An 11,459-nucleotide genomic window follows, 5' to 3' on the forward strand; every position below is an offset into this window, starting at 1 on the left:
ATACCCCGGGGCGTGCCGACGGACCAGCTGCTCAGCCGGGCCGTCGGCACGCCCCGGGAGGGTCTTACCAGTGGCCGAGGACCTTCAGCCCCAGGGCGCCCACGCCCATCCAGATGACGAGGTTGGCACCGGCGGCGATCAGCCCGGTGCGCCACCATTCGGCGAGGGTGACGTAGCCGGCGCCGAAGAGGACGGGGGCCGGGCCGGAGGCGTAGTGGGTCAGCCCGCCGTACAGGGAGCTGATGAAGCCGGAGGACCAGGGCGGCCATCATGGGCGGCGCGCCGGTGGCGGTGGCGGCCGCGAGGAAGGTCGGCGATCTACGGGACTCAGGCTTCGACCTGCACGGACAGGGGCGCCGTCCATTCCACGATGGTGCCGGTGGGATCGTTCGGCTTGAGAGTGAAGCTGCCCCCGAGGTCGGTGGCACGCTGACGGAGGTTGTCCAGGCCGCTGCGGCGGCTGACGGCCGGGTCGATGCCGGTGCCGTTGTCGGCGACGCGCAGTTGGAGCCGGATGCTGTCCGTCTCGGCGGTGACTTCTACCGCGGTAGCGTGTGCGTGCCGGGCGGCATTCGAGAGAGCCTCGCGCAGCACAGCCAGCAGGTGCTCGGCATGGTCGGCTGGTACGACGGTGTCCAGCAGGCCGGTCATGCGCAGGGCGGGGGTGAAGCCGAGTACGGCGGCGGCCTGGTCGGTCTCGGTGAGCAGTCTCGCGCGCAGCCCGCCGCGCCCGTCGGAGCGGTCGCGCTCGCGCAGAGCGTAGATCGTGCCGCGCACGGTCTTGATGGTGTCGTCGAGGTCGTCGACGACCCGTTGGACCCGCTCGGCCACCTCGGGCCGGTCGGACACGCGGCCGAGCACCGAGTTCAGGGTCAGTCCGGAGGCGAACAGCCGCTGGATGGCCAGGTCGTGCAGGTCGCGGGCGATGCGGTCGCGGTCGGTCAGGACCAGCAGGTGGTCGGCCTCGCGCCGGTGCTCGGCGATCTCCAGGGCCAGCGCGGCCTGGTCGGCGAAACTGCTGATCATGGCCATGGTGGTGTCCGAGAACTCCGCGCCGCCGGGCAGGTTGGCGACCTGCAGGACCCCGCGAACATGCCCGGCACCGCCCAGAGGGAGCAGGAATCCGGGCCCCAGGCCGATCTGCGCAGCGGAGCCGCCCCCGGCCTGCGGTTCGTCGGACAGCGCACTGCTGGTGATCCGCTCGTTGGAGAGGTGGACCTTCGCGGCCAGCGTGGTAGCAGGCAGGACCAGCCCATGGACCTGCTCGGCGCCTTCGCCGTCGGCGGCCTCGATCACCAGCTCGTCGCCGCCGTCGAACGGCACCGCCAGCGTCACCAGGTCCGCTCCGGACAGAGTCCTGACGGTCGAGGCGACCTTGTACAGCACCTGGTCCGGGTCGGTGCCCGACAGCAGGCTGCGGGTCAGGTCGCTGCTCGCTGCCAGCCACTGCTCCCGGCGGCGGGAGTCCTCGTACAGGCGGGCGTTGTCGATCGCCACGCCGGCCGCGGCAGCGAGCGTGCGCAGCACCGCCTCGTCGTCCTCGTCGAACTCCGCCCCGCCCTGCTTGTCGGTCAGGTACAGGTTGCCGAAGACCTGGTCGCGCACGCGCACCGGGGCTCCGAGGAAGGTGGTCATCGGTGGATGCCCGGCGGGGAAGCCCACCGAATCGGGGTGGCGGCCCAGGTCAGTCAGGCGCAGCGGCTCCGGTTCGCGGATCAGCAGCCCGAGGATGCCCTGGCCCTCGGGATAGTGGCCGATCGCGTGGATGGTGTCCTCGTCCATGCCGACCGTGATGAACTGCCGGATCTTCCCCTCCTCGCCGACAATGCCCAGGGCTCCGTACTGGGCGTCCACCAGGGTGACCGCGGACTCGGTGATCCGCCGCAGCACCACGTCGAGATCGAGATCGGAGCCGATGGCGAGGACCGCGTCCAGCAGCGTGTGCACCCGGTCCCGGGTCGCGCGGACCTGTGCCACCTGTGCTTGCAGGCCCTCCAGCAGCTCGTCCAGCCGCAACTGGGGCGCCGCAGGGCCGCCCTTCCGATCTTGCGCCGGACTCTCCGCCACTGCCGCTCCTCCCAGAAAAGGTGCCGCTGGCACCCTGCCATCATGCCTGAACAGCCCCATCGGCACCCGAACGCATGTATTAATCGCGATGGCCCCGGTACCCGAGATCCTACGGCCCGGTGCCGTGACTCAAGCGCCGTGTATGGCCAAACCCGCCCCCCCCCACAACCCGGCCACCGTCCGTTCCACTTCCGGCTTCCCGCCAGATCGCTGGGGAAAGTTCCCCGGCGCCGTGAGGAGCCCTGGGGTTGTCATGACAGATACCCCTTGGGCCACGCGAACGGCCAGATCCTCGGCCCCCGCCGGTGCGCGGCCTGGCACATGGAGTCGGCCATTGGCCAGCCTGCTCCCAGCGCACTGTCGGTGCGTGAAATGCGAGGTCAAGAGAGAACGGCTCGCGGTGATCAACTGCATGGCCGGGCGGGCGTCGAATGCTTCGGGGGGCAGGGCGTCGGCGGTCATGGGTGGGAAAGGCACGGCCCGCCTGCAGCAGCGGGTGAGGAATGCCGCGCGTGCGTTGGGCCGTATCCCGTGCAGCCCGATGCGGCCGGTGGGAAATCCGCCGGTGGACCGAACGCAAACCGGTCAACGAAGCTGCGGCACGCAAGCCGGCGGGAGTGACGGCGTCGGGTGTTGCAGCGGTGGAGCCAGCGGAACGCGTCGAGGCGGGCCTCACGTACCCCACCGTGCAGCGGGAGATAGGTGATGTCGCCGACGTACCTCGTGTTCGGCTCGCTTGCCGTGAAGTCTCGGCCGATCAGGTCCGGGGCCTTCGCCGCGGTCGGGTCCGCCACAGTGGTGCGGTGTCTGCGGCGCAAGCGCACGCCTGACAGACCGGCGTCCCGCATCACCCGCGCGATCCGCTTGCGGTTGACGCGCTCGCCCGCCTCGCGGAGCTGGGCCGTGATCCTGGGGACGGCGGCGACCTGCCGGGTCGTCGCCTCGGGCCGCGACCGGTACAGCGCGACCGCGTCCGCCTTGAAATGCGGCGGATAGATATTCATGACCACGAGATGTCCGTTCTCAGATCCTGAGGATCCAGTGTCTCGTGTGTCAAGGATCAAGGGCCAAGGCCCGGCCGACGAACGATAGCCGGTAAGGCGGGCCGTACGGCTTTCCGTCAATGCCGGTCACGAGTGGACGGGAAGTCAACTCATTGTCGGCCCGTCCGGGACTGTTTGAGCGCCGGTTCGGACGAAGGCATCCGGCCGTGATCGGGTCATGCCGTCGTGCCGGGATCAATGGGACGGTTGCGCAGTGCCGTCCCGGACGGGGGTCTGACTCATGAGATCTATGACCGAAGTGTCCAGTCACGGGCCTGTCGACTGTCGTTGCGGGATGCTGCCTGCCACCGAGCCACAGGGCGTGTCCCAATAGGGGCCTTGCCGAGTTTCAGGCGCCATCACGGTTCAGACCGCCCGAGCAGGCCGGTGCCATCACCCTAGCCAGCACGTCACCACATGGGAGGCGAACCATCATGACGACCCGACAGCGCAGCACCTCCTCGAGCACAGATCCGCCCGTTCGGCGCGAGGTCGTCCTGGGCGTGGACACGCACGGCGAGGTGCATGTTGCCGCCGTGATCTCCCCGCTCGGGAAGATCCTGGGGACGGAGTCCTTTCCCGCGACGGCGGCCGGCTACCGACAGTTGCTCGTGTGGGCCCGCAAGCGGGGGACGGTGCGCCGGGCCGGTGTGGAGGGTACCGGCACCTTCGGCGCGGGCCTGTCTCGCTACCTGCTGTCCCAGCAGATTCAGGTCTTCGAAGTGAACCGGCCCGACCGCTCGGCCCGCCGACTGCTCGGGAAGTCGGACCCGCTCGACGCTCAGGCCGCCGCGCGAGCCGTGCTCAGTGGCCGCGCCCGGGCCCGGGCCAAGTCCGGCGACGGCCCGGTGCACAGCGCCCGGATCTTCAAGCTCGCCAAGGACTCCGCGGTCAAGGCCCGTACCCAGGCGATCAACCAGCTCAAAGCCGTCCTGGTCATCGCCGATCCCGCACTGCGGGAACGACTGTCCAGCCTGGGCAACCGCGAGCTGTTCCGCACCTGTGCACGCCTCGGGCCAGGCGACGGCGAGAACGCGGTGGCCCAGGCCACCCACATGACCCTGAGAATGCTCGCGGAGCGTATCGAACAGCTCACCGGGCAGATCAATGAGCTGAACCAACGCCTGACCCAGCTCGTCGAACACCACGCCCCACAGCTGCTCGAACGGGTGGGCATCGGCCCGGACAGCGCAGTCACCTTGCTGATCACCATGGGAGACAACCCCGAGCGGCTGAACACTGAGGCATCCTTTGCTGCCCTTTGCGGAGCCAGCCCCGTCGAGTATTCGTCGGGCCGGCGGAGCTCGCGCCGGCTCAACTACGGTGGCGACCGCCAGGCAAACGCCGCCCTGCACCGCATCGTGTTCACCCGGCTGCGCCACGACCCGCGCACCCAGGCGTACTACGAACGCCGCACCCAGGAGGGCAAGACCCGACGTGAGATCATCCGATGCCTCAAGCGATATGCCGCCCGAGAGGTCTTCAACCTGGTCAGAACGGTTTCCCGCACCCCCGCGTTATAGGGGCGTCCGTGGAGTTGGTGACCCGCCCGTGATCGCTTGTGATCGCTCGTGACAGGTGAGGCCCCCCCGTCGGCTTGCTCCGGCGGGGGTCCTGCGTAGACGGGGACCTGATACGGCGACGCCCCGCCGGGTTGCTGCGGCGGGGCGTCGTCGTGCAGTTGGTCATGACGGATTGGGGCTTGCACCGGAGGCTCCGTTGTACTCCGGCTCGCCGCTCTCGAGTACGCGGAGGAGCGAGGCGGTGACGACGCGGGCGGTGCGGCCTATTGGTAGCACGCGGCATGGGAATTCTCCGCGGCGAACGAGGTCGTAGCTCTTCGATCTCGACAAGCCGAACGCCTGGGCGGCGTCCTCTACGCTCGCCGTCCCACTCCAGGTGGCGCGGATGTGCTCGGGGCTGAACTGGCCGTGAGGCGTTTCGCCGCTCTGACTGGGCATTCCTGTCAGCAGTGCCTTTCGGGTTTAGTTGCTTCCGCGGTAGTGAGGAAGCGGGGAGACGTGGTGGACTGCCAATAGTCCGCGGAATCACCGGTTTCGGTAACCGGCCATTGACGGATACCCTGCTCCGCTCAGCGTTGGAGGTGAGTTGCGTAGGGCTCAAACGGTGCCAGCACCGCTAGTGAGGCCGTCGGCATTGTCTCCGCGTGTTTCCGATGACGCACCATGTGGAGTGCGTCGCGATCCTTGAATCGGCCGTGAAAGGCTCCTGACCTGTGGTTTTGTGCGTGTGCGTTATGTGCGGGGTGGGCGTTGCGGGCGATATCTTGACGCTGAAATGACGCCCGTGACGCTCATTTGACGCTCGTTCTGATGGGGTGTCAGGCGGCTTGCCGGGCTGGTTAGGCTCTGCGAGTCGGCGGGACATCAAGCCAGGCACTTGGCAGCTTCAGCCGGGGCTGCGGGTGGCGGACTGCGGGTTCAGCAACGGGCCGTGGCGAGCAAGTCACTTCGTCGGTACTTCGGCCGCCCAGCACGCTTTGCTCCGAGCCCGCCGATAGGGTGGGCGGCCTGGGAGCGAGGAGGAAGACGATGGCGCTGACCACGTCGCTGGCCGGCCGGGTCCGGAACACGAGTCTGCCGAAAAGCCATGCCCTTCTGCCGCTCCTGGAGGCCGTGGTCAACGGCATCCAGGCGATCGACGCCCGGTTCGGCGACGACATGGAGCCCGGTCGTTTGAGCATCAGGATCCGGCGCAGTCAGCAGGAAGCACTCGACTTCAGCCACGTCGGCCCAGGGCGCGCGGCGTTGAAGCCCATCGTCGGCTTCAGCGTCGAGGACAACGGAGTGGGCTTCACTCCGGAGAACATGACATCGTTCGAGACGCTGGACAGCGACCACAAGGCCGACATGGGCTGCCGCGGTGTGGGGCGCCTGCTCTGGCTTAAGGCGTTCGACAGGGTTTCGGTCCGCAGCGCCTACGAGGACGAAGCCGGATGCCTTAACGGGCGGCAGTTCCGCTTCTCCGTCCAGGGAGAGGTCGAGCCGGACGGGGAAGGGGAAACTCCAGCTGAGGTCGGCACGACCGTGAGCCTCGACGGGTTTAAAAGGCCCTTCCAGCAGAGCGCGCTGAAGACCGTCGAGGCTATTGCCCGTGAGGTCTTCGAGCACTGCATCTGGTACTTCCTGCGCCCCGGCGGCGCGCCCGACATCACGGTGGCCGACGATGACGGGGCGGTCTCGCTCAATAGCCTCATGCACGACTTCGTGTACTCCGACATGCAAAGGACATCGATCGAGGTCAAGGGGGAGAGGTTTGAGATGGTGAGCCTCCGCCTGAAGTCCTCGCCGAGGAATCTCGCGCCACGGCTGTACTGGTGCGCTGCGAACCGTGTGGTGGTGGAGGAAAACCTCACCAGCAAGGTGCCAGGGCTCTACGGAAGGCTCAAAGACGCGGAGTCCTCCCCGTTCACGTACGTCTGCTACCTGTCCTCCGACTTCCTGGACAGCCACGTCCGCGCCGACCGTACGGCCTTCGACATCAGCGAACGTGTGCCGGGCACCCCACTGATCGAAGATGTGTCGATGGACGACATCCGGGAGAGCGTGCTCAAGGAAGTCGAAAGCATCCTCGCCGGACCGCTCAGCGCAGCACGCGAGGAGGGCAAGGCCCGGGTCCACGAGTTCGTCAGCAACCGCGCTCCGAGGTACCGGCCCGTCCTGTCGCGACTCGAGCAGCTCGGGGTATCCGTGGATCCGTCCATGAAGGACCAAGACCTCGAACTACTGCTGCACAGCAACCTCCAGAAGCTCGAAGCGTCCGCGCTCGCCGAGGGCCACGCCGTCCTGGGCGAAGCAGGCTCCGCCCAGCCGGAGGGCTACGACGAACGGCTCGCCAGGTACTTGAACACAGTGACCGACATCAACCAGTCCGACCTGGCCGCCTACGTCTCGCGCCGAAGAACGATCCTCGACGTGCTCGCCAGGCAGATCAGGTCCGACGACCAGGGTAGGTACAGCAAGGAGGACGCGATCCACTCCCTGCTCATGCCGATGCGGACCGACTCGAACGAGATCGGCACCGATGCCTCCAACCTCTGGATCATCGACGAGCGGCTCGCGTTCCACGACTACCTCGCCTCTGACAAGACGCTCAAGAGCATGCCGATCACGGGTTCCGATTCGACGCGGGAGCCCGACTTGCTCGCGACTCGGCTCGTCGGCTCGCCGGTGCTGGCCGCGGAAGGGGGAACGCTCCCACTGCCGTCCATCGTCGTGATCGAGGTCAAACGGCCGATGCGCAATGACGCCTCGGAAGACAAGGACCCGATCCAGCAGTGCCTGGAGTACGTGAAGCGTGTACGCGCCGGCGGAGTGAAGACCGCGCTGGGGCGGCCGATCCCCCCGACGCGTGAGGCACCTGCCTTCTGCTACGTCCTCGCGGACCTCACGAAGACGATGGTGGACAGATGCGAATACGCGGGCCTGCGGCCCACCCATGACGGCATGGGTTATTTCGGTTTCAACGAGCCGTGCAAGGCATACATCGAAGTAGTGAGCTTCGACCGTCTCGTCAACGCCGCCACCGAACGCAACCGGGCGTTCTTCGACAAACTCGGACTCCCCTCCAGCTGGCAATGAGTGGAGCTATTCCGTCCGACCCCCGGAGGATCAGTAGGCGTCGATGCTCCGGCTGGCCCCAGAGAGCTCGGAAGGGGCCGCTCGTGCAGAGTCGAGGCCCGGTGCCCATCCGTCGGCTCAGGACTACTGTGTTGCCTCGCGTAGGTGTCTGGCCAGAGTGGTCACCGCGATCAGGGGTGCGTGGTGGACAGGATGCAGGTGGACAGGTGGCGCATGAGGGGCTTGCAGGGTCCTTCGCTCATTCCCGACGTCTGCTGTCCCGGAGGTGGGGCAGCCCTTCGCCGGTACTCTTCCTGGAGAATCCGGCACCTGACGTAGGGGAGGGCGATGAGGGTGAAAGACGACAAGGCGTACGGGGTTCGCTGGTGACCGGTACCGGGCAGCAACCGGCAGACCTCCACTTCCCCGCTCTGGTCAACGGCCTCGACTTCCTGGTGAGTGCCGTCGGCTCACTGTCTGGTGACGACGGGCAGCCGGGACCGCGCGATATGAAGTACGCGGTCCTGCACCTCCAGGCTGCGGCTGAGACGCTGCTGAAGGCCCGGCTGGAGATGCACGATCCGGCGCTGGTGTGGACAAAGGTCGAGCTGTTCGACCAGCGCAAGCACGAGGCCGGTGACTTCAAAAGCTGCGGCGTCAAAACAGCGATCGAACGTCTGCGTGACACTGTGCGGATCGAGAGCACGATCGATCCGGAGGACGCTGGCCTCAGGGCCCTGGGCAGCCTCCGCAACCGGATCATGCACTTCGGGTTGAAGGACACGGTCCTCGCCGTACAGGCGCGCACCGTTCCCGTACTCGATTTGCTGGTCGGCTTCATCAACACCGACATCCTGCCCCAGGTCCACGAGACCGATGAGGCATGGTCGGTTGAGCAGCACATGGAGCAGGTACGCGACGGTTTCAAGCACCTCACGGACTTCCTCGCCCTGCGCATGGAGACCCTGCGCAGTCGGTTGGACGGCTATGAGAGCTCGACGGCCTCGTGCCGCTCCTGCGGTCAGTTCACCGTCGTACTCGACGCAGGAGCCCAGGATCTCGCCTGCCTCCTGTGCGCGAGGCAGTACGGCACCGGCGAGGATGCCGCGTGGGAGTTCATCGGCTCCAGCAAGCACGTCAGCATCACCGACGGAGGCTGCGACCTCAACGGCTGTAGCAGCTGCGGCGCCTACTCCGTGATCAGCACTCCGTTGGCCAGCTCGCCCGGAGAGGACTCCTGGATTTGCTTCGACTGCGGATCCACGTACGAAGGCGTCTGCACCTTCTGTGACCAGGCCGCCGAACTCGTCCCCGACATGGACATGTGTGGCGACTGCTACGAGATCCGCCTGGCCAACTTCTGAGGGTGTAGTCGGAGGTCAGGGTACGGCGATCCGATTGACCCGATCCGGGAATCGGCCAGGGGTGCGTCTTACACCACCGGTGCTCGCGACCAAGGACCTGGTGGTGACCCACGACCGGATCCGGGCTGGGCACACCCTCCTCCTTCACGCGCACTCTATGTGCTTAGTTCAACTACAGCCCGTACCTGTAAGGGTGAGGTTCGGGCGCCCTGCCGACGGCCTCGACGCATGGGAGAGCGGCGGCCGTCTTCGTGCTGTTCGCCGTCCTGGTCCACCTGCTGACCTGCGCCCACGGCCATCTTCCGGCCGGCGGGCATCACCGACAGCATCGCATTGGCTGCCGGCCCTTCGTGTGCTCAGCCGCCGGCGCGGCCCCGGAGGCATGCCGCAGGCCGGCGGGGAAGAGGTGCGGGATGCCTTGTGTAGCAGGTGCTTAGAAGGCGCCTGGCGCATCTCGTCGGCAGGTGCTTTGACCTGCCACTTTCCTCATCACTGACGCGCTGTCAGGGGTTTTGTGGGACGTATGTGGGACGAGGGCATCGCTGGGACGGATGGGAGGCAGGGGCTCCCGACTGTGTCAGGTGCTCACCGTCTCACGTCTCCTCACCTGTTCGGTGCGCCCGCGCGGAAATAGATCTACCCCCTCTTGCGTTCTCGATCTTCGAGCCGAGGAGGGGAAGGTGTCGGGCCTGAAGCTGTTCCACACGACGAATGGCGGCGTGGCGGAGGTCGCGCCGCGGCTTGCCGAGGTCGAGGCGGATGTGCAGGGCCTCGTCGAGGCGCACATGGAGACGATGCTGGGGGTACGGTTCCTGGCGAGCGAGTACGTCATCGACTGTGTCGACGGCGGGCGGATCGACTCCCTGGGGCTCGACGAGAACAACGCACCCGTGGTGATCGAGTACAAGCGCGGCACGGCAGCCGGCGTGATAAATCAGGGCCTCTATTACATTGCGTGGCTGATGGCGCACAAGGACGCCTTCCGGAATCTGGTCCGTGACAGACTCGGGGCTTCGGCCGCGTCCCAGGTCCTGTGGAGCGCACCCCGGTTGATCTGCGTCGCTGGCGACTTCACGCGCTACGACACGCACGCCGCACGCGAGTACCGGCGCAGTATCGACCTGGTCCGCTACCGGTACTTCGGCAATGAGCACATCGGCCTTGAGACCGTGGCGTCGGTCACCGGGTACTCGGCCGCTGCCAAGCGGGCCCGTCGGCGTGCGGCCGGGCTGTCGTCAGCCCGAAGACAGGACGGAGCGATGGCGGAGCTGGCCGAGGCGGTCGACGAGGCGCTGCTCGGTCTCGGGGACGGCGTCACCCGGGTACGGCGCAAGCAGTACGTCGCCTACCAGCGGCTGCGGAACTTCGCCTGCGTCTGCCCGCCGCAGCAGACCAAGCTCCTTGTCTATCTCAAGGCTGATCCCAAGGATGTCGACCTGGTTCCCGGGTTCACCCGGGACGTGAGGGGGCTTGGGCACCACGGAACGGGCGACCTGGAGGTGCAGCTCCGCACCGCGCGGGATCTGGAGCGTGCTCGGGAGCTGTTCCGCACGAGCTACGCGGCGGCGTGAAATGCGAACGGTCACTTCGATCATGCGCGTCTTCGGGCGTCGATTCGATGGTCGTCTCGGATGCCTTTCGATGTACGGGCAGGTAGCGGCGGTGGACCATCAATGATGCGGGGGATCGCCGGTTTGGCTAACCGGCGATCCCCCGCTATGTTGTCCCGCCGTCTTGATCTACTTGAGCGAGGCGCTCTGAGCGATCGTCGCTGCGCGTAGCGTGTCGCGTTGACGTGCACTGCACTACGTCGGCATCCCCGCGGTTCGGCGTCACGGCCCGCCGCCAGGATGGCTGGGCTACTCCGGGTCGGCGGTTGGCGGTGTGTCGCCGGGTGCTTCCGCCTCGTTGTCTTCCTGGGGGCGGTGCGACGGTACTGCGGGTGGTCTGGGTCCATCTGCTGGGCGGCGTGGAGATGGACGGGGTAGCGGGTTCGGTTGCTCCATGCCAGGGGGCGGTTGCACAGGCGGGCGGTGAGGTTGGCGAGCGCCTCCGGGTCTACCCCCTGTGCCAGGGAGGGGTAGTTCTCGGTGCCGTTCATCGTGTACCAGTTGGCGGCGCCCTCGTTCTTTGAGACGTTGCCTTCCTCCCTGGAGCCGTGGCTGGCGGTCCAGCGGGTTTTGTCTCCACCGAGGCGCCCCGCCCCGTTCCCGTCGTACTGGTGAGGGACGTTCGACAGGATCCAGGCGGCAGTGCCGAGGTCGGTGTCGAGCCGGTACAGCGAGGTCGTGGTGCTGTTCGTGCCGATCAGTTTCCTGTCCGCGTCGAACCGGCTGACGCTGATCGGCTGTGGCACCTCGTCCGATAGGTCTCGGGGACGCTGTCGAGCACGGCTGGGTAGGAGA

7 protein-coding genes and 2 pseudogenes are annotated in these 11,459 nt (G+C 67.1%); 4 read left to right on the plus strand and 5 right to left on the minus strand.

What is annotated here, in order from left to right:
- Nucleotides 1–64: 64 nt before the first annotated feature.
- From QF032_RS40700 to QF032_RS31240, 3 genes and pseudogenes are all read right to left on the minus strand, one after another.
- Nucleotides 65–244 carry an anion permease gene (locus tag QF032_RS40700; protein ID WP_373430501.1) on the minus strand — a complete coding sequence of 60 codons (180 nt, stop codon included), beginning with the start codon at nt 242–244 and terminating at the stop codon, nt 65–67.
- 83 nt (nt 245–327) lie between these two features.
- Nucleotides 328–2,016 (minus strand): sensor histidine kinase, encoded by a 1,689-nt coding sequence (locus QF032_RS31235; protein ID WP_373430502.1) that lies wholly within the window; start codon nt 2,014–2,016, stop codon nt 328–330.
- Between the two features lie 736 nt (nt 2,017–2,752).
- Nucleotides 2,753–2,981, minus strand: a pseudogene (locus tag QF032_RS31240) (IS3 family transposase); the annotation flags it as partial.
- A 563-nt stretch (nt 2,982–3,544) separates the two neighbouring features.
- On the opposite strand from QF032_RS31240, the gene QF032_RS31245 reads away from it, so the two are divergent.
- A complete protein-coding gene (locus tag QF032_RS31245; protein ID WP_444875858.1) occupies nt 3,545–4,633 on the plus strand; it encodes an IS110 family transposase in 1,089 nt (362 codons plus the stop codon).
- Between the two features lie 162 nt (nt 4,634–4,795).
- Here QF032_RS31245 and QF032_RS31250 read toward each other — a convergent pair whose 3' ends face one another.
- Nucleotides 4,796–5,071 (minus strand): helix-turn-helix transcriptional regulator, encoded by a 276-nt coding sequence (locus QF032_RS31250; RefSeq protein WP_306948125.1) that lies wholly within the window; start codon nt 5,069–5,071, stop codon nt 4,796–4,798.
- Nucleotides 5,072–5,662: 591 nt separating this feature from the next.
- Here QF032_RS31250 and QF032_RS31255 point away from each other — a divergent pair.
- The 3 genes from QF032_RS31255 to QF032_RS31265 all read left to right on the plus strand — a co-directional run bounded on the left by QF032_RS31255 (nt 5,663) and on the right by QF032_RS31265 (nt 10,625).
- Nucleotides 5,663–7,711 carry an ATP-binding protein gene (locus QF032_RS31255; RefSeq protein ID WP_307058484.1) on the plus strand — a complete coding sequence of 683 codons (2,049 nt, stop codon included), beginning with the start codon at nt 5,663–5,665 and terminating at the stop codon, nt 7,709–7,711.
- 365 nt (nt 7,712–8,076) lie between these two features.
- Nucleotides 8,077–9,054 carry a hypothetical protein gene (locus QF032_RS31260; protein ID WP_306948121.1) on the plus strand — a complete coding sequence of 326 codons (978 nt, stop codon included), beginning with the start codon at nt 8,077–8,079 and terminating at the stop codon, nt 9,052–9,054.
- 680 nt (nt 9,055–9,734) lie between these two features.
- Nucleotides 9,735–10,625, plus strand: a complete 891-nt coding sequence (locus tag QF032_RS31265; RefSeq protein WP_306948120.1) for a DUF5655 domain-containing protein — start codon at nt 9,735–9,737, stop codon at nt 10,623–10,625.
- A 20-nt stretch (nt 10,626–10,645) separates the two neighbouring features.
- Here the strand turns inward: QF032_RS31265 and QF032_RS31270 are convergent.
- Nucleotides 10,646–11,446, minus strand: a pseudogene (locus tag QF032_RS31270) (RNaseH domain-containing protein); the annotation flags it as partial.
- Nucleotides 11,447–11,459 lie beyond the last annotated feature (13 nt).

It is taken from the genome of Streptomyces achromogenes, from assembly GCF_030816715.1.
In the GTDB taxonomy this organism is placed as follows: domain Bacteria; phylum Actinomycetota; class Actinomycetes; order Streptomycetales; family Streptomycetaceae; genus Streptomyces; species Streptomyces achromogenes_A.